Here is a 22216-nt window from a genome sequence, read left to right as displayed (position 1 = left end):
CATGAAGCGCTATACGGACAAGGAGTCACCGGTCTACAGCACGGCGCATCCCGAAACTGATAGTCTGCGAATGCCTGCGGTTTGCGACGCAGGGATCAAGGCGCGGGACCGTCCGGTCAATTACGCAATCAAGCGATGTCTGTTCACGGGAATCGCCGTCGCGATCTTCTGGCGTAGACGGGCGGGGACGAGGCCGCCGCGCCCGCCGATCCGCAGTTCGGTTCGACAGCGACGACCGGCCATCCGGAACAACCCGCTACGGCGACCGCCAAAGACAGCCGCCGTAGCGCCAGGGCATCAGATCCAGGGTGTCAGGTTCCAAGGCATCACATCCAGGGCATCGGGCTTCGCTTCGACACACAGCCGCTTGCGCTGTCCAGTCCTGTAAGGACTAGATTGGCTCTGCAAGGGCTAGAATCGACTGCGAGACCAGTGGCGCCGATAGCGCGACTGGCGCCGCGTGCGCACTCAACTGCTTCGCGAGTGGCACCGCCGCGGGTGGGGCTGTTGAGGGTGGAATCCCCAGCAGTGGGACCGTACGGCTCGCCAGCGTGGCGGAGGCCTCGGCGAGGCGCTCGACCACTGATGCCAGCGACGCGTGAACTTCCGACAACTTCTCTACGCTGAGCTCGTCCATTGCTTCATCACCTCCTTCCTTTGTCGGCCTGACAAAGACTGGCGCACCTGACGGGACTCGAACCCGCATTCCCCAGCCCCCAAAACTGGTACTTTTGAAACCCTGGCTTTGTGGCCATCAGCCCATCTCCTCCCCCTGCATTGACGCCCTGGAAAGCTGCAGCGGGTATTGCCGGGCCTACCTCCGCTCCACGTCCGATTCCATTGTCCGATTAAGCTACAGGTGCAATTCGCGAAAAGCTTCAAAGCCGTAGCAGCTGCTTCAAGCTGCTGATCAACCGGTCGATGTCGTCCGGGCCGTTGTAGCCCTGGATGGAAATCCGTATCCGAGGCCGGCCGTCGAAGCGGTCGACCGAAATGTCGATCTGGTGTTCATGGCGTAACTGGTTCAGCAGCCACACATCGTCGGTTTCGGGCGGCAGCGGCACGCAGACCATCTGTCCGTGCCACTCCTGTGCACCAGGCGGATGGTAGAGCGGCTGACGCGTCAGCGCGGCGATTTCCTTCTGTGCGTCGTCGGCTAGTGCGATGCACTGCCTGCGCACACCGTCCCAGTTGTGCTCGCGCTGGAAATCGAGCGCGCTCGGTACGCTCAGGAACGCCGAAATGTCGCGGCTACCCTGCCACTCGTGGTACTCGACGAACTTCGACGGTCCCGGGTTCTTCGGCTCCCAGCCCCAGCTCACGACGAGCGGCTCGATCAGCAGCTGCACATCTGGTCGCGCGTACAGGAACGCGCACCCTTTGGGCGCGCACACCCATTTGTGCAGGATGCCGACGTAGAAATCCGGGTCCATTTGACGCAGGGATAGCGGCAGTTGCCCCGGCACGTGCGAGCCGTCGACGACCGTCAGAATGCCGCGCACGCGCGCGCGCGCGCAGATCTCGGCGACCGGAAACACAAGCGCGGTCGGTGAAGTCAGCTGACTGATCAGGATCGCGCGCGTGCGCGGGGTCACATTGGCCCAGAAATCTTCGACGAATTGCGTGTGTGTCGTCACCGGCAGAGCGACCTTGTGCCGGACGATCTCGAAGCCTCGCTTCTGCGCGGTGTAACGCCACAGCCGGTCGATGCCGCCGTGTTCGTGATCAGTGGTGAGTAGCTCGTCGCCCGGCGCGAACGGCAGGCTGCGTGCAATGATGTTGACGCCGGTCGTACCATTGCTCACGTACACAAGGTTGTCGCGTTCGGTGTCGACGTACTCTGCGAGCACTGTCCGGGACTGCGCTAGCCGCTCGGCGGACCGGCGCGACAGAAAGTCCACCGGTTCGCGTTCGAGCTCGTATTGCCACTGTATGTGGCGCTCGAACACCGGGCGCGGCGTTGCACCGTACGCGCCGTGATTGAGATACGTCACGTTCGGGTCGAGCAGAAACAATGCCTTCAGTGGCTCTATCATTGTCTTGTCCTCAACGTGCGAAAGGTGTCGACAACATGGCTGCACCCACCCGTCGGCTTGTGAACGCGTGGCGCCGCGGTGGTCCCGTCCTCGCGCTCTGCGTCGCGCTGGACCGGTTCATCGATGCGGCGCACGAACGGCGCCTGCGTATCCGCAGCGGCGGCCTCGTGCCGATTGAGTCGCTGCTCGCGCACTGGGACGAGTGCCACGACTATTACCCGAGCTCGATCCGCGCGTTCAATCGCGTGCTGCGCGATCTCGACATAACGGACAACGACGTGTTCGTCGACTATGGGTCCGGGATGGGACGAGCGATCGTACTCGCATCGCACTTTCCGTTTCGCGAGTTGATTGGCGTCGAGGCGTCCGCTGGTCTGCATGGAACGGCGCATGCGAACGTCGGCCGGGCAGTGTCCGCTGTCGAGCGAGCACGCGTGCGCCTCGTCCACTGTGATGCGCGAGTCTTCCGGTTGCCCGACACGGCGTCGGTGCTGTACTTCTACAACCCGTTTCACGGCGACATCCTCCGGACGGTATTTGCAGACATCGAAGAGTCGCTGCGACTGCGCCCGCGACGGCTCAGAATCGTGTTCAACAACCCTTCGCACTTCCGGCTCATCGAGCGCGATTACAGCTGGCTGCGAAGAGCGAGGGAGTACCGTTTTGAGTATCCGATCGTCGTCTACGAATCGATCGCCGCGTCGATCTTCCCGAGCGCGTAGGACGGCAGATCCCCGGCGATCGTGGTCCGACACATCAAGCGGCGGTAGCGCGCCATGTCGTACGCGGTCGCGCGGTGCACAACGCTCCGGTTGTCCCACATTAGTAGATCATCAGCGCGCCAGCGGTGGCGGTAGCCGAACCGCTGTTCGTCGAACGCGATCGCGTGCAGTTGCGCCATCAACGCGTCGCTACGATGAGGCTCCAACCCGGCGATTCGCCACGGCACGATCCCTCCGATGTATAGCGCGTTGGCCCATGTTTCCGGATGCGTTCTCACGACGGGCTGCGGCATGGCGGGCCATCTGTGCTTCTGGGCGGGCGGCGGTACGGGCCGCTCGGGATAGTGGAACGGCAGCGTCTGCACCCGGTCCATCAGAAACGTGCTGCCGTTTATCTCAGTGCGGAGTTGCACGGGCAACGCGCGATACGCGGCCCTCATGTCGACGAAGCACGTGTCGCCGCCCTCGGGAGGGACTTCCTTTCCGTACAGCAGCGTGCCGGCCGGCGGACATTGCAAGAAATGCCCGTCGGTATGCCAGTAGGGGCCGCTGGTGGCCGCGCCGATCGGCTTGCCGTCGATTACCACGTTCGACAGCACGAGGACGTCCGGTTGACCTGTGCACGCGTTCTCGGTGCGCGTATAGACTGCCGGCTCGCCGAAGCGCCGCGTGAACGCAACATGGCCAGCCGGGTCGAGCGTCTGGCCACCGAAGACCAGCACGCCGAACCGCAACCATGCGGCCCGAATGGCCTGCACGGTCTCAAGCGCCAGGTCGGAGCCAGTGTCGATGCCTTCGATCTCGGCACCGAACGCGGCCGTCAACGGGCGGATGCGGAGGTTGAATGCGTCAGCCATGGATAGATTGCAAATGCGCCGGGACAACCTGCGGCGCTAGTTGCCGCATGCGCTCGAATACCGCCGCTGCCTGTGCGACGTCGAGATTGACTGCAAGTACGTCATGGCCACCGCGCCGGGCGAGGTTGGGCAGAATCATCATGCCGCGACGTTGTCGCCGGCTGAAGAGCAGCCCTGCGCGGGACCACTTGTCGATACAGCTGGAAGCGTCCCGCATCGCGAGTTCGCCACGGTAGCCAAAGCTGATGACCGAATCAACCTCGACGCCATCCGCGCACAACCACGTGCGGACGGCAAGCGGCACGTACAGCGCCGTTAACCGGGGATTGCAGTCGCCAACGAACCAGTACCGGTCGTCCGGACCGTGGCACGCGTCGAAGTTCACCGGCCCGCGGTAGCCGTGCGAGGACAGCGACTGCGCCATCGCCTCGCATTGCGCGGTAAGCGCCCGAGCTCGGGGGGCGTGCGCCAAGCGATCGTCAACGCACAGCCCGAGGAACCGGCGCCGTTGCGCATCGCGGTACAGTTGTGCGGCGACGGCGACGACATGTGGGTTGCCGTCGTCATCGATAAAGAGACTGACGCCGAGGCTCGCCGGACAGCCCGAGCGCCCGGCCGGCGGATGCAAGACCGGCTGCACGATCAGCGGCAGGCGGGTGCGCCGCCGAGCCTGTTCCTGCCGGAGCGCTGCGAGCATGTCGTCGTCGAGCCGGACGTGCTCCCACGACGGCGGCAATGCGCACTCGTCACGCAGCTCCTGCAAGAACAGCTCATCGTCGAAGCCATCTGCGAGCAGCCACCGCCTGACCTCGGCGGCAAAGATTGCCGCGTGTTCCGGAAACGCGGCTTCCGACAGGATGGCCGACACGTTGCCACTCGAGTCCTGCGACGATTTCAGGAACAGCTCGGCGGGCGCCGCGGCCAGATCTCCGTATCGCGCAAAACTGTGCGCCAGTTCACGCCAGCTTTGCATGCCGACGAACGCGTCCGGAGCGAGGACCATGCCCAGCGGTTGCGGCGGCCCGCCGCTCATCGCCGCGTCGCGTTGAAAGGTCATGAAGCGCGCCTTGTTGTGCCAGTCGAGCGCGAGCGTGGCGACCTGTTCGCACGCTGCGAAGTCGAATTCGACGCGAACGTCGCGGGCGCGCAATATTCCGGTTAGCTCGCGCAGCATACGCGACGTAGTCGGCGACACCTGGTTCGTGACGAAGAACACGCGCTCGCGTCGCTTTGCCAGCACATCGGCGACATTCGCGAACGCTTCCGTCGCCGAGAGCGACAGCGTTTGCAGATCGCATCGGACGTAAAGCGGCCTCGGCAGCCGCGGCGCGGAGATGCCGTGCACTTCGGCGAGGCGCTGCACGCACTCATCAAGCGTCGCAAGCAGGCGTTCGTATTGACGACGCTGGTGTTCGTCGAGCACCAACACGACACTGGTCCACCCGAGCAGGCTGGTATAGACGAGAAAGCGATCCTGGCAGCGAAACAGGAACGTATTCTCCGCTTCGCCGCTGTCGAGGATGAGGCCGCCGCCGATCAACGCGATGGGCACATCGCCGCGACCGAATGCGAAGCAAGGGGGCGCGTGCATGCCGACGGCGCTCATGCGTCCCCCGGCATGACCGAACGGGTCGATTCGTGTTCTTCCAGCGCGCCGGCGCTGCGCAACGCGTACAGCGTGTGCCGCGCGGACAGGTGACGATGTCGTACGATGTCCTCCCGGTGCGCGCCCTCCGACATCACGAGTTCGATCTCGTCGACAGGCAGTCCGGCGTGTTTCAGCACGTCGTGCACGACGTTCTCGTCCGTCGCCAGAAACGCGTCAATCAGGCCTGACCATAGCGGCTCGATGGCTTCGCGAACGCCTGTGGGCAATTGCGGCCAAAACAGTCTCAACAGCCTTGAGAAGTACGCGCTGTGGCGGGCTTCGTCGCGGTAATGGTGGTGAAGAAAAACACGCACATCGTGTTGCAGGCCGCCGTCAAGCCAATGCTCACGCAGCGCCTTCGTGATCAGCGTTTCGGCGACCACGGCGGCGCTGAAACGCAGCAGCGCCGCGTTGACACAGGAAACGGTCGACACGAGCCGGTCGACGTGTACCAGGAAACCGTGTGCACGCAGCGGGCGGCCCGCGCCCGTCATCGCAATGACCTGTGCCATCAATTCCTGCGCGAGGACCGCATGGTAGGCCTCGTCGCATTGCACGCGTAGCGCGTCGGCCACCACCCTGTCGTCATAGGTCGCGCCGAGGTTGCGCGCCGCGATATCGCGGGCAACCGGTGAAATCAGTCCGTTTTCGAGCGCGATGGTAAAACTGAGGTGCGCGACGAGCAGGCCCGCCGCCACCTGGTTGCGGCGCGGTCCGTCAAGCGCGGGATGGGAGAGCACGCCACCCTCGTCGTCGGCCATCCAGGTACCGGCCGGACCGACGAGCCAAGCGCCGGGCGCCATCGAGCGCACCGCGGCCGCCTCGTGCCAGTCGTGAAACGGGGAGCTGTAGTCGTCGGCGATCACGCTGCCCTCCGCGACGACGATCGCAAACCTATACCGATCCCTTCAGTGGTCGGCAGCTCGACGAAGAAGTCGTACTCGCCGGACAGCAGTGTGCGGAATGCGCCCAGCTCCTCGTGATTGCGGGAGATCACGTCGTCGAAGAACTCACAGTCCGAATGGTCGCGAAAAAGGATGTTGTGGCAGACCAGCAGCGAACGCTCGGCGAGATGTGGCAGTACCGCGCGCAGCAAATGCGCGTAGATGCCCTTGCCGCGTCGCGTTGGGTCCGCATGATCGCGCGGCAGCTCTGCGTCTAGCACGACGAGGTCGAACGGCCCGCCGCCGTCCGACAGGTACTGCTCACCGGTCGCGCAGACCACTTCAATAGGGGCGCCAGGATAGAGCCGCGCGAGACTGCGGCGCGCGACAACGGCCGCAACGGGATCCGGGTCCACGAGTACAGCGCTGCCGCCGCATGCGACGAGTGCGGGCAACGCCCACGCCGCCCAATACCCGTAGTAGCTGCCTAGAAATACGGTCCTCGTCGGTCGCGCGGCCAGCGCAATCGCGAGCAGCAGGCGCCCCTCCTCCGGATAGATGTAAGTCCCGAATCCTCCGTGATCGAAGTTGCTGTTGATGGTCGCCGCGACTTGCGCGCTTATGTGCGAAAAGTCGCGCGGCGCTGCAAGGCCGGTTGACGCGATAGCCTCGAACGCGTGTCCGATCACCGCATCGAACGAGACAGGGTAGCGCTTCGCGAAATGCACATCGTTTGCCGGCACCCCGTGGCTCACCAGCTTGCGGCGCGAGCGTTCGAGAAAGTCGGAGAACTCCGCGCGCGTGCGCGTGCCAGCACGAAAGCTGCGATAGTCGGGCTCATCTTGCAGCACGCCATCCACAAGATCGAAGATGGGACCAGTGAAGTTCATGTCATGCCCTCCAGTTCCCCGCTGGGCTCCAGTTCACTGTCCGACTCCGCCGGCCAAGCGGCACAGGCGACCATGCCCTCGCCGTCCAGCGTTTGCCACAGGGCTTCGGCGATGTGCGGCGCGAGCGGGCCCAGGTACAACACCATCGCGCGGGTCGCGTCAGCTAATATCGCGACGTCCTGCGCGCGCGGCGGCTGATGCTTGCGCAGCGCTACGTCGAACGTTTGCAGGCGGTCAAACAGAAGCTTCAGATTCCTCAGCGCGAGGTGATAGTCGTGCCGCCGCAAGTCCGCGGTCATCCGGTATCCCCCCGTCGCGAGCCAGCCTTCCATGCGCTTGCCGAGTCTGTCGAGCGCGCCGTCGGCGACGGCGCTGCCGGCTTCGGTGGGAACAGCGTCATCGGACACATGACGGCGGTCGCCAATCAACGCGCAGACCCCGTGGACGAAGTGCCACGCCCGCGCGAGGAACGCATGCTCGCGACGCGCGAGCTCCTCCGACCAGTTGAAATCCCGCTCCGGTGCGGCGGCGCCGATGATCGCGAGCCGCAGCGTGTCGGTGCCGTAGCGCGCAATGATCGATTCCATGTCCACCGCGTTGCCGGCGCTCTTGCTCATCTTGCGGTTGTTTTGCTTGACCATGCCGAGCGCCAGCAGCGTGGTCACGGGCTCTTCGATGTCAGCGATCCCCAGCCGGCGCAAGGCGCGGGCGATCATCCGCACGTGGAAGAAGCAGCTTCGCACCTGGTCCGCTCCCCCGATCATCAAATCGACCGGCAACCACGCCTGTGCGTCTTCGCGACTGAACGGATATTCGGCATCGAGACTCCTGCACAACCAGTGGTACCACCACGGGCTCGAATAGGCTTCCAGCGTCTCGGGGTCCCGCATCGCGGGCCGGTTGCAGCGTGGACACGCGACATGCCGAAACTCGCAGTGACGCTCCAGCGGATTTCCCGACTGCTGCAGATCCACGTCGTCGGGCAACAGAACGGGCAGTTCGTGCTCGGGTACGGCGACGAGCCCGCAATCCGCGCAGTGGACGACCGGAACCGGCGGCCCCCAATAACGGTTGCGCGCGATGTTCCAGTCCTGGAGTCGGTAGCGGACCACACGGCTCGCCTGCCCGGCGGCCAGCATCGCTTGCGCATCGCACCGGTCGATGGGACCGCTTGCGTCGTGCGACGACCACGCAATCCCATTCAACTCTGCCAGCGCGCGGTCCTCTGGGACCGGTCCCGGCCGGCCGGGACGCGCGCCGTCGTGCGCTGCATCTTCGACGACGATAGGAAGATCGAAGATGCCGGCTTCGCCGGCCGCCTGCGCGACATCAGGAAGTACAAGCGTCTCCCCGGGCGTGAGCCTCATCGCCGAGGCCGCCGCAAGCGGGTGCTGTCGGCCCACTGCAATGAAGCGCAGATCGGACACCCACGCGGGGTCCTCGAGCAGCAGCGACAGTCGATCGGTACGGCCGCGCAACGGCAGGCTTAGTTGAACGCCGTCGCGACGACCGATCCAATCACGATGAATCATCTTCACGTCATGGGGCCACCCGTCGAGCCGGTCGAGGCCGTCCAGCATCTCATCGGCGAACGCCGACTCGCGCACGAACCACTGAGGTCGCACCTGGGTCTGCACTTCGCCCTTGCAGCGCCAGCAGCGACCGTCTTCGACGAGGCTCGCTGCGAGCGTCACTTCGCATTGCGCGCACCACGCGGCGGCTGCGTCGCGCCGAAAGCAGTAGCCTGCCTCGAAGAGCCTCACGAACACCCACTGCACCCAGCGGTAAAACTCCGGCACATGGTATTGGTCGATGCGGCGGCGGTCGTGGCCCAGCCCGAGACGGACGAATTGCTCGCCCATCGCGTCGCTGCAGCGGCTTGCGAGGTCGCCCGGCATGCAACCCTCGGCACTGGCGGCCAGTTCGATCGGCAGCCCAAAGGTGTCGAACCCGCTCGTGTACAGCACGTCGTAGCCCTGCATGCGCCTGAACCGCGCGCCCGCATCGGCGAGCACGTAGTTCCTTGCGTGGCCGAGGTGCAGACGCCCCGTCGCGAACGGCGGCAACTCGATGACGAACCATTTCGGCCGCCCGCGATGCCGGTCCGCCTCGAAGACCCGCGCGTCCTGCCATGTCCGCTGCCAATGAGGCTCCAGCGACGCCGGCTGATACGGTGCGGGCCTCGCAGCCGCCGACGGTGTGTCCGCAGCGATCATGCCCAGCACTCCACTGCACGCACGCCTTCGAGGTAAGTCACCGGGAGTATGTCGTCCGCTGCAAGAAGGTGTGCAAGGTAGTCGCGTGTTGGCTTCAGGTTCGGGCGAACCATGTCGGGGTTCGCCACATAGGTGAACGCGGGTATCAGCGCGCCCGTGGCCACATCGATCACCAGCACACTCGCGCGCCGATAGTGATGCGGCACGAGTTCGATCGCATCGAGCGAGTCGAGCGCACGCGGGCGCATCGCATTTAGCGTACCCTCGACGCGTGCGCCGGCCGCCGGCACGATGTTCGCAAAGCCGACCCAGTCGTGCTGCGAAGAGACTTTGTTGAACGCCAGTCGGTAACCGTCTAGCACCCCTGGCCGCCGCTCGAGCAGCATCTCGCTGTAACGGGACAATCGCTCAGTGAGCCGGGAGCGGCTCATGTTCGATCCATAGGCGAAATAGTAGACCTGGCTCATCGCGTCTCCAACACTGACCCAAGCCCGCTCCCCGTCGAACAATGCACGACCGTCGTCGCCGCAGACAGCCACGTGGGCCGACTGACAACGGCTATTCGTTCAATGCGACAAAGTTTGGCGACGAGCGACTTCGAATCGTTTTACTAACTCGACCTGACAGATGCTTGAAGACGCCTCCACACCGGCAAGCCAGAGAGAACCGACGAATGCCTGTAGAGACGTTTCAAACAACTTTAGGTCACAATTTGTGCGTGTCAATCCAATTTATAGAGCGACCGTCATCGCGTTTGGGTGTGAGGAGTAGGGTAACTTCTCGCGTACCAACGCGTCGCATAATTGGCTGAATATCTATAAAGTTTGGCTTTAGATTCCCCTGCTTGCTGCGTCTGCTTATGCGATCGATGCACGGAGTCCCTCTCGTCGTTTAGCTGCGCGAAAACGGCATTGCCGACTCGTGTGACCCATTCGCGTCTGGACGCCACTGTCGCGAGCACCTAGGGAATGGCGACTGCGCGCTCGGATCCCACGGTTCCGACGCAACCGCCGTCACTGCATGGTCGCCGTTCTTCGGCGAGTGCACCTTGGACCAATCGGTTGTTTCCCGCACTTCCTAGGGGAGCGTCGAGGCCATCAGTACGTGAGCGAGTAGCGCTCCGCGTAAAGTGCGATCGGTGCGGTCAGTGAGTCGAGCTGCTGGTTCGTGAGTTCAATGGTGACCTGTCTGCAGGCTTCGGCGGGCGCATAGCGCGCCTCTTGGGTCGGGCTCGGGCACTAACTCAGCTGAGGAACCCTCACCGAACGTTCGCCGGCGTCCTGCCTACGTACAAACTCGTTGTCGCTTCGAACGGACGCTTGACTATGGCGGATTCAACCGGTCGATGTAATGACTTGCTGGAATCGTTCGGCGGGCGTTTCGTAGGCCCGCGTCTTTCGCGGACGACGCTCGTTCAGTCGTCTTGCCACAGCGTTGAGTTTGGCCTCGAATACACTGACAGGTCGGTGCCTTTGGGAAAGTACTGCCTTAACAGCCCATTCGTACTTTCGTTCGAGCCGTGCTGCCATGGATGCTGAGGATCGCAGAAGTAGACCTGGATATCAGTGGCCACGGTGAAGCGTCTGTGCCCGGCCATCTCCGTTCCCCGATCCCATGTCAGAAATTTATAGAGTTGCCGCGGCAGCTTCGAGGCATGTCTGATGAACGCATTGATGGCCGTCTCGTTATCCTTTCGGGCTATCTTAATCAGCATGATGCAACGTGTCTGGCGTTCGACGAGTGTCGCAATCTGGCTACTGCCGCTTCCGCATAGCAGACCACCTTCCGAGTGGCCCGGTACCGCGCGGTCTTCACGGTCGCGGGGCGTTCGCTGAGCGATACCGTGTCGCGAATCCTGCCGTGATCTCGACCCGTGCTTCTGTGGTTGCCGAATCCCGCCTGTCTCAGCCAGAATCCCTTGTACCGGTGAGTGATTCCGGTCAAAAAGCTGGACGATATGCTGGAGGGATTCACCCTTCCGCCAGCAATCCCACATAACCGCGTTCTGAGTCTCGGTGCAGTAAATCAGGGGGCTCTTTTTCATTTGCAACACCCCCACTGCTCACGCAGCTTCTAATGTATTGCATCCACCCGTTGAATCCGCCTATGTGAAGCGGTCGTCTGAACGACCGAGTCGCGACGACTACGAACGACATTTCATAGCCGATGCTGTTGAAAAAGTCGCGGCAGTTGGCTAGCCCGCCGCCGGCCAGAAAACCGATCTCTCAGATCGCCCTCCAAGCCGTTCGCGGGCCTAGGTTAAGGGTAAAGCGACACATGAAACCCTTGCGATGCAGACCGTCGCCGACTTTTTCAACAGCATCGGCCGAAACCTGTCTCACGACGATGGGCACAGTTCGGGCCAATTCGGTCACCGAACTGAGTCAATTACGTTGCAGCCCGCGCCCCGACAACGGTCACGCTTTCTGCGCATTCAGGCATTGGGGCCTCGTCTGCATCTTCCAGAAGAAGACTGCGCCAACTTGACGAGCGAGGGAAGCCCGATCTCGATCAAATTGCCATGTTTCCTTCGGGGATGTCGGATTACATGGCATAGGACGGAAGATGCCGCAAGGCCTTTCCGCGCGTACTTTGCGGTCTAGCACACATGTCCAGAAGAGCGTCCAATCATTCTTCGCCTAAATCGATGTAACAAACGATGCTCCTTACAAAAGCCAAATCCTGAATTACCAAGTTATTGGAATTAACTTCTTAATGTGGTTTGGGTAGCGACGCACTGCGTAGGATGCCAATTCCAGGCAAAGAGAGTGGATCAACTTTGCTCTGAGGCTGGTATTGATGGTGCCTGCCATCCGCGCACTAGTTGGCCTTGTGTCCAAACATCGCGCGCGGGATTTCCCTTGCAAACCGTGACTTTTCGCCTACCTTGATTAGTGCAGGTGTTGGCTCATTGCTCTCACTCAGCTTCTCTGCAGTTCGCCTTCAATTCAGAAATTGTTCCAGCGATCAACGTTTTCAGTTTGAAGCGAAACAAGCATGTTGCGTTAGTCCTTAAGGGGAGGCGGAGACGTGTCACTAAGCGACGTCAAGTATTGCAAGATCTATCCTGGCATCGGGGTTGCCAGAGTGGGCGACAGTCCTGACGAGTTTTTTGTCGGGCCCGAGGCGCCGGGACTCGGGCCCGAGCCGGGAACCGAATTCAAGGACGCACAAGGGCGCGTTAAGCGCCAAGCCGCCCGATTCAGGGTCTATGGCTTCGACACAAGCGGCAAGGCTGTGCAAGAGTTAAACACTTTGACACCCGACGTCCGCATTCAGTGGTCAGTGACGCTTGCCAACCGCAAGGCATCCGGTTTTCTCTTTGCTGGTGTACGCCATGGCATGGCGCTCGATCAGAGCCCCGATCCCGCGCAATTGCGCAACAAGACAGTCAACGATCGCACAAAGCTCGAGATCACGCCTACACCACGCAGTATTGAGGGTGTCAATCGGTTCGGGCAGCAATTCGCTTTCGTCGACGGCGCGTTCTTTGATGCTGCCGTGCATTTGGGTGAACTGCGCACCGATGCCGCTGGACGGTTGCTGGTTCTTGGCGGCAGAGGGAAGTCCGGGGCAATCCCGGGCTCCCGACCGATCACGCACTATGCGAACAATGACGGCTGGCACGACGATACATCGGACGGCCCGGTGACGGTCCAAGTGTCTATTAACGGCAATGACATTCCGGTCGAAGGGGCTGCGTGGGTCATGGTAGCACCTCCCAAGTTCGCCCCTTATTTGCGCAATGTCGTATCGCTCTACGACATCATGGCGGAGGCGAAAGGCATCCCCGCACCCGGAACGCTTTCATTCACGGACCATATCTACCCACATTTCGCGGCTTTCGCCAATCAGCACTGGGTCAACGGCATGGCTTTGCGTGGTCACGGCGCTCAAAAGTCGGGCAATTTCCTGGACCCGGACACCGTGGAAAAGTTGAATGACAACTCGGAGGGCAATGCCCCGTTGCGCAAGAAGATCCTGCAACGATTGCGTGAACCAGAAGCCAAGTCCGAGCAACAGGCAAATTATAACTTCATGCCACTGCTCTCTGGCGACGAGGGTGATGCAAAGGTCGGTAAGCCGGACACATGGCTTTCGATCACAAAGACCACGTATGAAATATTCCAGCGCTGGGCGCTTGGCGACTTCGACAGTGATTGGCCTGGCGTGCCGCCACAGCCGGTAGCGCTGGAAGCGCTCGCCGTTGAAGCGCAGCCGGCCGCCCTCGACCGCGCCTCTCTCGAGTTTTGCGTCGGTGGCGCCTTTTTTCCAGGAATCGAAATCACCTACATCGCAAGATATCCGGATCTTTATTCGGAGCCATTCCGCTTCGACGCAACGAAGCTTCAGCCCGGTGATATAACCCGGAGGATGGCTGTTCCGTGGCAAGCCGATTTCTACGAATGCCAGGTTCACTGGTGGCCAGCGCAGCGCCCAGATGAAGTATTGAGCAAGCAGTCGTATGAACAAGCGCTTGACGATTTCCCTGACGAGATGCAGCAAGGGAAGCTGGCTCAAGTCGTCACCGAGCGCATTCGATGGGACCGCGGCCTTGGCGTCCATTGGGTCAATCCAGAAGTCGAACTTCCTGTGGACGCCCGCCCGCCTCGTCCCGGCGACAACGACATGGTCGAGAAATGGCGCACGCTCGGGTTTGTCACACCCGTCCACACGGGCGCGGGTGAAACGCTCCAAGTTGAAATAGGGCGTTCCCGCTTCGACGGGTTGGGCGATCGAGAATACTTCTTCTACATGCTCAACATCGACTCGTACCCAGGCTTCGTTTCCAAAGCGCGTGAATTGGCTGAATCATTTCTTGCCCGCGCCGATGGTCTGTTGAACGATCCCACTCCCGGGGCGGTCGACGACATGTACCGCTATTTTCCGTATTCGACAGGAGCGCTCGATCAGCGCCTCGACGAGATTTATGCGACCTACCAGGCGGGCGCCGCAGCCGATCCCTTGCCAGACCCAGACAGTCCCTTCCAGACGAAGGAGGATATGGTCGAGCGCATCCGACAGTTCGCGCCGCTCAATCAATTGGATGGAGCCTGGGTGCGCAATATAGCAAAGGCAGGTCCGATCGACGAAGTAGGAGCGCTGCTTTTTTCAGTCTGGATGGACGAAGTCGGAGACGGTAATCCCGACCAGAATCACGCGAATGTTTATACCAACTTGCTTGAACAAAATGGCATTCATCTGCCGCCCATCAACACGCGCGACTACGCGTTCAACGTGGACATGCTGGATTCGGCTTATACCGTACCCATGTTCGAGTTGGCGATTTCACAATTCACCGAGACCTTCTATCCTGAAATTCTGGGGATGACGTTACAACTTGAATGGGAGGTCCTAGCACTGTGGCCCACGGTCAAGCTGCTGAGGCATTTCGGGCTGAGCTCGCACTTCTATGAACTCCATATCGGCATCGACAACGCGGCCAACGGGCATGGGGCAAAGGCGCGGCGGGCTGTGGACCGCTTCCTCGATGAAGGTCGCCGCCGCGGTGGTGATGCTGAGGTGCAATCGCTTTGGCGCCGTATCTGGACAGGCTACGTTGCTTTCGCCACAACCGGCACGCTAGGCAACGATCTGCGCGACCTGCTTGACCAACGTCGTAATCGTGCGGATTCGACAGCAGTCAAGGTGGCCGCCATCATGGAATCCAAGAAGAAGTACGGCAGCTTGAACCACGGCGACAAAAAGCTTGGAGCACAATTCATCAACAATCTCTTCGAAGATCCCGGCGCATTCCAGACAGCGCTCGTCGATGCTGGCTACATCGTTCCTGGTCATCCCGAGCAAAGCTCCTTCTTCCGGCTCACCAGCTTTGACGGTCCCATGTACAAGGTGTTCACCGACGACGAATTACAAGTGCTGGAGGAATGGACTGTTTGGCTTGGCTCAGGGGTTCAGACGGCACCCGTGGAAATGGATCCTGCCAAACTAATGGCGGCTTGCATCGATCACTTTCGCAACCAGCAGGAGGGGGCGACCACGCATTTGGTGACCGACTTGATCGGCCCAGATCCCGGCCATCCTGGTCAGACGATTGTTCAGTCGGTGGCAGCATGGTTTCAAGAGCCCACGGTTACCTTCATGGCCGCGCTCGCTGACCCGAAAAACCAGCTTGTCGTCTCAGGAAACGCTTCGCAAAGCCCGTTCATCGTCAAGGTCCTCGGCGGCAGGAACTCTATGAGCCAAGCATTCGACGTCGTTGCACTGAACACGGGCGGCAAGACGTGGAAACAGATCGTCGTGCAATGGATCGACGGTGGCTGCCCAATCCCCCGACCGACAGAGGCGGAGCGATTACGTCCCCTCGCTGCCGGCTCCCCTGCCGTTCGCTTGGCCCTCACAGCGCCATTGTCTACCGTCGCCCGCCATCCCCGTGGGCGGGTGCAGGGCATGGGCGTCGTGCATTAGTGATCTAATAGGCAAATATCATGGCGGAATCGAAATGCACCAATTGCGGTGGAAAAGGTGAGTTTGATCCTCAACTCGCTTTCGCCCGCCTTTCCAGCAAGCACGACAAGCTCGCGGATGTGCTGACTCGCTTCATGGCCTCAACGGCCGCGACGCCCGACACCGTGGCTCGCGTGGCAATCGCGGAGCAGCTTACACGCGAAGTCGAACGCATTCTAGGGGGGCGACCCACCGATGCGTTTCCCGAGTGCTGCCTGATCGGCCATCGCAATTCCAATGGCACAATCAGTTGGTTCTGCTCGGGTGTGCTGATTCATGCGCAAATTGTGCTGACCGCGGGCCATTGTTTTCTCTCGGACGAGCGCGCCAACGTGGTGGCGCTTGCAACGTCCAACCAGAATCAGCTTGAGCACGCCGAACTGCTCAATATTCGACGGCTCGCCGTGCACCCACGCTATCAGCAGACAAGGCAGATTTCCGACATGACGGTCGTGATCTTGCGTACACCGGCTGTCACCCCGCCGATTCCCATAGCCACTACGCCCGAATTGAGCGACGCTAGACAGATGACGCTGGTGGGTTTCGGCAACGAAGACATCAACAGCACCAAAGGCTTCGGCGTCAAGCGCGAAGTCGAGGTGGACATCCGCAGCATCCGTCGTGCTGCCACTGATGACCTGGACACGGACGAGCACCTCTTAGGATACGAATCGGATCTCGAGTTTGTCGCGGGCGGCAAAGGCTTCGATACCTGCAATGGTGATAGCGGTGGACCCGTATACGTCGTGATCGATGGGGGCCGCAAGCTAGCTGGCATCACTTCCCGCGCTACCGAAACAGCTGTCCACGCCTGTGGAGACGGTGGCATCTACACGCGCATCGACGTCCACTTGGACTTCATCCGTCAAGTGGCACGCGATGCGGGCATCACGACGTTCGAATAGACGCCCGCGCTGGAGACAAAAGCATATGAAGGTCGAATCGAGGATCGTCAGAGCCGAAATCTACCCGAGTATCGGCATTGCACGGGTGGGAAACAGTCGCGAAAGCGGGCAGGCGGGGTACTTCGTCGGACCGGAAGCCTCCGGAGAGGCAACACTCGGACTCGGTGAATACAAGGACGCCGACGGCGCGCTCAAGCGACAAGCGGCGAGGTTTCGAATTTTCGGGTTCGACTCCAGCGGAAATGTCGTGGCAGAACTAACACCTGGCAACGCCGAGATCGAGTGGACTGTTCATTTGGCCAACAAGAAGGCTGGCTGGTATCAGTTTCAAATCGCCCTAGATATCCCACAAGCCTCGTCGTCCGCAGCACCGGTCTCGCGACGGCGAAATCCTCAGGTCACTGGCGCTGATCGTGCTGAGCTGATGATCGACCCAGGTCCCCGATCCATTAGGGGCGTGAATACGGAGGGGGCTCGATATCGATTCAACAGCGGCAGCTTCATGAAGTTTCCGGTCGACCTCGGCGAGATTCGAACCGATGAACAAGGACGCTTGCTCGTGCTGGGTGGATATGGTCAGTCACGGTCGATCGCCAGCATGCCTCCCCTGGATTTCGCCAACAACGATGGGTGGCATGACGACATATCGGATGGTCCAGTCGAGGCACAAGTCACCGTGGATGCCAGGATAATCCCTGTCCTCGGTGCTTGGGCCGTGGTTGCGCCGCCCAACTATGCTCCTGGATTGCGGACCGTACGTAGCCTTTATGATGTGCTATACGATGTGGGATCGCGCAAATCCTGGGGATGGTATCCACGGGAGACACACGTATCGTTTTCTGAACACATTCAGCCGCTGTTCGAGCGACTGTCTCAGTTGCAATGGGTGAATCAGGGTTTTGCTGCCGTTTTCGGTGCGGGCGCGCCGTATAGTGCTCCCGTGCTGATGGCAAGACTGGCAGACGCTTCACCGCAGAATACCGAATTCAGGCAGCAGATCTTCTCGCGGTTTCGGCCACTGAATGGCACCCAGGCTGACGCCTCGCTTTGGCCGTATCTCTATGGCGACGGTCTGGATGATCCAACTTCGGTCCGGAGTCTGGCCACGCTCTCCGGTGTCCAATATGAGCGCTTTCAGAAATGGAGTGTGGGCGACTTCGAGAACGATTTCGGACGCATGCCGCCCCCTCCTACTTCGATCGATAAAGTTCCGCTTCATGAGCAGCCGGCACAGCTCGACAGGGCAGCGCTGGATTTGTGTCTGGCAGACGCTTTTCATCCGGGCTGTGAACTCACATGGGTGATGCGTCAACGATCACTCTACTCCAGCCGATTGAGAATAAGGAGGCGACCAGTTGGGATGCCCGAGCCAGATCACGGCGAGATTCTCTCCCCGGACATCGCACTGTCCCCAAATGGACCGCTCAGCATGTCATCGGCAGGCGACTTGACTCGTTGGATGGCGGTTCCTTGGCAGACCGATACCGCGAGTTGCTTGTCCGGATACGCATTCTTCAAGACATCCGACAGTTTGCCGACGTTCTGGCCTGCTCGGGTTCCAAATGACGTTCTCACGGAAGCGGACTTCCAGACGCTAATGAATTCGGATAAGACTTTCGAAGAGCGGTGCATGGCGTTCTTGCAGCGCAAGGATTGGTTCCGTTCATTTAATGGACACGATGAGATTGAGATGATGATCCTGAACTTTCACAAACTGGGAATCATCGAAGAGCGCCTAGGCCCAACGGACCTGCCGGTCATTCCTCGGAAGGTATGGGTCGAATCCAAGCCGGCGCTCCCTGCACCAATGACAGCCGCGTCAGAATTAGCACCGGCAGTGGAGCCGAAGCGCTTCCTCTTGCGGCGCTTCAAACGAACGACAAGCCTGGATCACGATTAAGCCTACCGTGACACGCGAATTTCGAGTCATCGTTGTGGGTGCTGGTCCCGCAGGCGCTGCAACAACGCTTGCTCTCCAACGCAAGGGCATCGCTACCACTCTCGTGGATCGATCGCTTATATCGAAATGGAGGATCGGCGAGACTCTCGCTCCTGAGGCGAGACACCTACTCGACGCCTTCGGGTTGATGGAGGCATTTTTGGATGGGCATCATTTGGCGTGCCATGGCATTTCTTCTGCTTGGGGTGAGGAAGCCTTGGCAACTACCGATTTCATCTTCAATCCCAACGGCTGCGGCTGGCAGTTGGATCGTGCGGAATTCGATACGGCTTTTGTTCATGCCGCTCAACGTTCTGGGGCAAACGTCCTACGCGGCCAAAGTATTCTAGCGATTCGCAGGCAAGGCGACATTTGGGAAGTCGAGACAAACGCGGAAAAGCTAAGAGCGTGCTACTTAGTCGATGCCACAGGGCACGCATCCGTCATAGCAAAGCGAATGGGAGCGTCGCGAACAACACTTGATCGTCTAGTATCAGTGTACCTCCGCGCAGACGCAACAATCCTTTCTGATCGAGACACACGAACGCTAATCGAGGCCGTGCCAGATGGGTGGTGGTACACGGCCCTGACGCCCGGTGGGAAGCGTACCGTTTCATTTCAAACCGACATCGATTTATTGAAGAGAGCAAATTGGCGCTCAAGCTCTTGGTTTCAAACGCGGATTCGAGAAACGCGGCATCTCTACGAGTTGTTGAAAGTTAGTGAGTATTCGTTTGCCACTTTTCCGTCGATAATTTCCGCCCGCTCTTCGAGACTTGATAAATTCTTCGGAGATGCCTGGGTCGCCGTCGGCGATGCGGCTGTTTCATTTGACCCATTGTCTGGACAGGGAATGTTAAGGGCGATTGAGGCTGGTGTCATGGCTGCTGACGCGCTCGCAGCGGGAAGCGGTGGATTGGAGAGCTATGCTGTTTGGGTTGCGTCAGTCTGGAAGAGCTATGTGAAATCATGGAATCGATATTACAGGGTGGAGAGTAGATGGCCAGATCAGCCGTTCTGGGCACGACGCCATGGAGCAATTGATTAACTCCCGTATGAGAGCCTCATGATTTCGTGGATTTCCTCACGCTGGTCAGCAAGCTTGAGGGGCTTGCGGAGACCTTCGGGAGAAAGGTTCGGGACGAAGCCGTGAGAGAGCGAGTGACATACGCGGCGCCTGACTGCAGTTGGAAGAATTGCCATTTTTGCAAACGGAGCAGGTCCATGTAAGGAATGCTGAGCGTTGCGCGGGGCCTATCGATTCAGTATTGAAGGCCACTCCACGCTCCTTCTCTCCTAACCATCGATTCGCTTGATCAGTCGGTTCGCTGCCAGCCTGCGCGGCCAAGCCATCGCCGTCCGCGTTAGGTTTTTGAGAGCCTACCCTATTAAACTCGTAGCCCGAAAATTGGTGATGCCGCAGGCAAAGTGCAATATGGCCTGCTAGGGGCTGTTTTCCAACTGGATGAGCGGTCGGCAAAGGAGGCCGGGCCATGCGGTGTCAATGTCACAGCGGCCGCTTCCAGCGTAGGACGGGCAAGCGACGACGTCAGCGGACCGCAGTCCGCTGCTAGCCCTGCTTGATTGAGCATTGAGACCAGCGGGACCCACGAGCTGTAACACAGATATCTTTTCATACACTCGACCTTGCCCTTCGTCTTCGCGCGGTATGGTTTGCAGGCGTGACGCACGAACCCATGGTGTTTGGCGAAGTCAGCGAACCCTGAATGATATCGATGGTGTTTCTTGCCGTACGCATCGCGTTTCCGGATCACCGTCTTCATATTGTCGAACACGATTTCTCTGGTGACACCTCCAAACACCTCGAATGCCCGCACGTGGCAGGCCAGCAGCTTTTCGATACGTATATCGGTGGCAACTCCGCGTAGCTTACGCGGCTTGAACCCAACGTTGCGACGAACGCCGCGAGCATACCCAGCTTCTGCCCCGGCTTACGAAACTCGATCCAGTACATCTGCATCTGATGTCCCGGCTCTGTGTCGAATCTGCCCACCGGGTCGGGGCGTGCAGCAGGCCGAAGCTTCTGCAGATAGGCCTGAACCTGACGTAATCCGCCCTTATAGCCGCGCTCTTCAATCTCCGCTTGAGCACGGTCGTCGGAATCCAGTCGGGCTTCGCTGCTTCGACGCGGCCCCGCAGATACGACTTGAACGGGGCAAGCTTGCCGACGACTGGCTCACGCGCCCCACGTCGAGGCGGACCCTATGCCACATACGTCAGAACCGTGTTGACCGCCATGCCGGTCTCGACCGCAATGTCCCGAAGGCTGTTTCCCTAGCGACTGGGGGGCGAAAATGATTTCGTCCGGATTTCCTGCTTGACGCTATCCAGCGGACGCAGAATCTCGATTTCCATGTACTCCTCGTAGCTGACCATGGGCCGCCCAAAAGGAGCGACCCTACAACCAGTTGTACCAATCCTAACCGCGTTGCTGTATCAATTTCGAACGGCGTGCAGCGCCTTGTGCTGCTCTCGGGCCGGGGCGAATCCGAAGCGCAGCTCTGTGAAGACCTCGTGCGCGCGTCTGGCGTCGAATGAACGCTGCTGCACGCCAGCTGGTTCGCGCAGAATTTTGGCGAAGCCCATTTTCTAGATCCGATACTCGCCGGCAACGTCGAGTTGCCGGTCGCAAACACCGGCGAGCCGTTCGTGGATGCCGATGACATTGCGGATGCCGCGGTCGCCGAGGACGGTCATGTCGGGCAGCTCTACGAACTCACCGGCCCGCGTTTGTTGATCGTCGCGGAGATCGCGCGCGACCGGTCGGCAGACCCGCTTCACGCTGATTTCGATGACAGCGTACACCGCTGGGGCTCGAACGAGCACAGTTGGCGCCCAGGTCATCGACTTGATCAAGTACCTGTTCACGGAAGTCCTCGACGGCCGCAATGTATCCGTGCAGGACGGCGTCACCCGTGTACTGGGACGGCTTCCTCGCGATTTCAGCGATAACGTGCTAGAAACCGCCGCGACCGGCGTCTGGAAGGTCGGTCCACGATCATGACAACGGTTAGCCTAATCGATCTTGCCGTGCTCCTGTGCTCGCTCGGTTGCGGTCTCATGGCGGGGTTCTTCTTCGCCTTCTCGATCTGCCTGATGAGTGCGCTCGGCGCAATTCGGCCGGCACACAGCATCTCCGCGATGCAATCGATCAATGTCGCCGTCATCAATCTATGGTTCTTGACGCCCTTTCTCGGCGTGGCTGCTGCGTTGTGGCCGCAGTCTGGCGCCATTACGGCGATTGACCAGCGCGGCGTGGTTCATCAAGCCAGACTCTGGATTGCAGGGAAATCGCTATTGCAGCGCTGCAACAGGTTTGGGCTGCGGATTCAACCGGTCGATGCAACGGCTTGCTGAAATCGTTCAGCTGGTGTGTCGAAGTCTAGTGTTTTTCGCGGACGTTCGTTGAGTCGCCTCGCCACAGCATTAAGTCTGGCCTGTGAATAACCAAAAGAGATCGATACCTTTAGGGAAGTACTGTCTGAGAAGCCCATTTGTGTTTTCGTTCGAGCCACGTTGCCAGGGATGCCGCGGATGGTAAGTAGGCCAGAGGGGTTGCACCTCAAGCCTCTCGCAGAACCGTACGTGAGACTCTCGCCTCATACGGCTCCCGTCAGCCAACCGTTGCCC

At 60.4% G+C, this 22216-nt stretch carries 18 protein-coding genes and 2 pseudogenes; 7 read left to right on the top strand and 13 right to left on the bottom strand.

The genetic code is table 11. From position 1 onward, the window contains the following. Window positions 1-391: 391 nt before the first annotated feature. Window positions 392-637, bottom strand: a complete 246-nt coding sequence (locus P0D96_RS44755) for a hypothetical protein (RefSeq protein ID WP_408320487.1) — start codon at window positions 635-637, stop codon at window positions 392-394. Between the two features lie 241 nt (window positions 638-878). After that, a complete protein-coding gene (locus P0D96_RS44750; RefSeq protein WP_408320485.1) occupies window positions 879-2036 on the bottom strand; it encodes an aminotransferase class V-fold PLP-dependent enzyme in 1158 nt (385 codons plus the stop codon). A gap of 35 nt (window positions 2037-2071) precedes the next feature. Between P0D96_RS44750 and P0D96_RS44745 the strand changes: the two genes are divergently transcribed. Further along, window positions 2072-2758 (top strand): tRNA (guanine(46)-N(7))-methyltransferase TrmB, encoded by a 687-nt coding sequence (locus P0D96_RS44745; RefSeq protein WP_408320483.1) that lies wholly within the window; start codon window positions 2072-2074, stop codon window positions 2756-2758. Here P0D96_RS44745 and P0D96_RS44740 read toward each other — a convergent pair. The 7 genes from P0D96_RS44740 to P0D96_RS44710 all read right to left on the bottom strand — a co-directional run bounded on the left by P0D96_RS44740 (window position 2719) and on the right by P0D96_RS44710 (window position 11249). Further along, window positions 2719-3615, bottom strand: coding sequence for a TauD/TfdA dioxygenase family protein (locus tag P0D96_RS44740; RefSeq protein WP_408320482.1), 897 nt, complete (start codon window positions 3613-3615; stop codon window positions 2719-2721). The genes P0D96_RS44745 and P0D96_RS44740 overlap by 40 nt on opposite strands. Next, window positions 3608-5221 (bottom strand): glutathione synthetase, encoded by a 1614-nt coding sequence (locus P0D96_RS44735; protein ID WP_408320480.1) that lies wholly within the window; start codon window positions 5219-5221, stop codon window positions 3608-3610. Before P0D96_RS44735 ends, P0D96_RS44740 begins: the two co-directional genes overlap by 8 nt. Continuing rightward, window positions 5218-6129 carry a diiron oxygenase gene (locus tag P0D96_RS44730; protein ID WP_408320478.1) on the bottom strand — a complete coding sequence of 304 codons (912 nt, stop codon included), beginning with the start codon at window positions 6127-6129 and terminating at the stop codon, window positions 5218-5220. Before P0D96_RS44730 ends, P0D96_RS44735 begins: the two co-directional genes overlap by 4 nt. Further along, a complete protein-coding gene (locus tag P0D96_RS44725; protein ID WP_408320476.1) occupies window positions 6126-7037 on the bottom strand; it encodes an O-methyltransferase in 912 nt (303 codons plus the stop codon). Before P0D96_RS44725 ends, P0D96_RS44730 begins: the two co-directional genes overlap by 4 nt. After that, entirely contained in the window at window positions 7034-9253 is a 2220-nt protein-coding gene (locus P0D96_RS44720) for a class I tRNA ligase family protein (protein ID WP_408320474.1), read from the bottom strand. Before P0D96_RS44720 ends, P0D96_RS44725 begins: the two co-directional genes overlap by 4 nt. Then, complete coding sequence (locus P0D96_RS44715) at window positions 9250-9720, bottom strand: gamma-glutamylcyclotransferase family protein (RefSeq protein WP_408320472.1); 471 nt, start codon at window positions 9718-9720, stop codon at window positions 9250-9252. Before P0D96_RS44715 ends, P0D96_RS44720 begins: the two co-directional genes overlap by 4 nt. Before the next feature lie 947 nt (window positions 9721-10667). Then, complete coding sequence (locus P0D96_RS44710) at window positions 10668-11249, bottom strand: IS30 family transposase (RefSeq protein ID WP_408320489.1); 582 nt, start codon at window positions 11247-11249, stop codon at window positions 10668-10670. A 1034-nt stretch (window positions 11250-12283) separates the two neighbouring features. Between P0D96_RS44710 and P0D96_RS44705 the strand changes: the two genes are divergently transcribed. Genes P0D96_RS44705 through P0D96_RS44690 form a run of 4 tightly spaced genes read left to right on the top strand, consistent with a single transcriptional unit; the run spans window position 12284 to window position 19613 of the window. Next, window positions 12284-15682, top strand: coding sequence for a LodA/GoxA family CTQ-dependent oxidase (locus P0D96_RS44705; protein WP_408320470.1), 3399 nt, complete (start codon window positions 12284-12286; stop codon window positions 15680-15682). A gap of 20 nt (window positions 15683-15702) precedes the next feature. Continuing rightward, window positions 15703-16626: a S1 family peptidase gene (locus P0D96_RS44700; protein WP_408320468.1), complete on the top strand. Its 924-nt coding sequence runs from the start codon at window positions 15703-15705 to the stop codon at window positions 16624-16626. Window positions 16627-16651: 25 nt separating this feature from the next. Further along, window positions 16652-18526, top strand: coding sequence for a LodA/GoxA family CTQ-dependent oxidase (locus P0D96_RS44695; RefSeq protein WP_408320466.1), 1875 nt, complete (start codon window positions 16652-16654; stop codon window positions 18524-18526). Window positions 18527-18533: 7 nt separating this feature from the next. Continuing rightward, entirely contained in the window at window positions 18534-19613 is a 1080-nt protein-coding gene (locus P0D96_RS44690; protein WP_408320464.1) for an FAD-dependent monooxygenase, read from the top strand. Between the two features lie 514 nt (window positions 19614-20127). Here P0D96_RS44690 and istA read toward each other — a convergent pair. The 3 genes and pseudogenes from istA to P0D96_RS44675 form a co-directional block, all read right to left on the bottom strand. After that, window positions 20128-20962: pseudogene (gene istA / locus P0D96_RS44685) on the bottom strand (IS21 family transposase); the annotation flags it as partial. Between the two features lie 60 nt (window positions 20963-21022). After that, a complete protein-coding gene (locus tag P0D96_RS44680; RefSeq protein ID WP_408320462.1) occupies window positions 21023-21172 on the bottom strand; it encodes a hypothetical protein in 150 nt (49 codons plus the stop codon). 3 nt (window positions 21173-21175) lie between these two features. Next, window positions 21176-21391, bottom strand: coding sequence for a hypothetical protein (locus tag P0D96_RS44675; RefSeq protein WP_408320460.1), 216 nt, complete (start codon window positions 21389-21391; stop codon window positions 21176-21178). Between the two features lie 43 nt (window positions 21392-21434). Here P0D96_RS44675 and P0D96_RS44670 point away from each other — a divergent pair, with 43 nt between their 5' ends. Together P0D96_RS44670 and P0D96_RS44665 are read left to right on the top strand one after the other, a co-directional pair. After that, entirely contained in the window at window positions 21435-21590 is a 156-nt protein-coding gene (locus P0D96_RS44670; RefSeq protein ID WP_408320458.1) for a hypothetical protein, read from the top strand. Between the two features lie 56 nt (window positions 21591-21646). Further along, entirely contained in the window at window positions 21647-21943 is a 297-nt protein-coding gene (locus P0D96_RS44665; protein WP_408320456.1) for an anthrone oxygenase family protein, read from the top strand. Here the strand turns inward: P0D96_RS44665 and P0D96_RS44660 are convergent. Then, window positions 21916-22216: pseudogene (locus tag P0D96_RS44660) on the bottom strand (transposase); the annotation flags it as partial. The gene P0D96_RS44665 and the pseudogene P0D96_RS44660 overlap by 28 nt on opposite strands.

It is taken from the genome of Paraburkholderia sp. RL17-347-BIC-D (assembly GCF_046027915.1).
Lineage (GTDB): Bacteria > Pseudomonadota > Gammaproteobacteria > Burkholderiales > Burkholderiaceae > Paraburkholderia.
The sequence above is the reverse complement of the archived record's forward strand: the minus strand, read 5'-3'. Positions and strand labels throughout refer to the sequence as shown.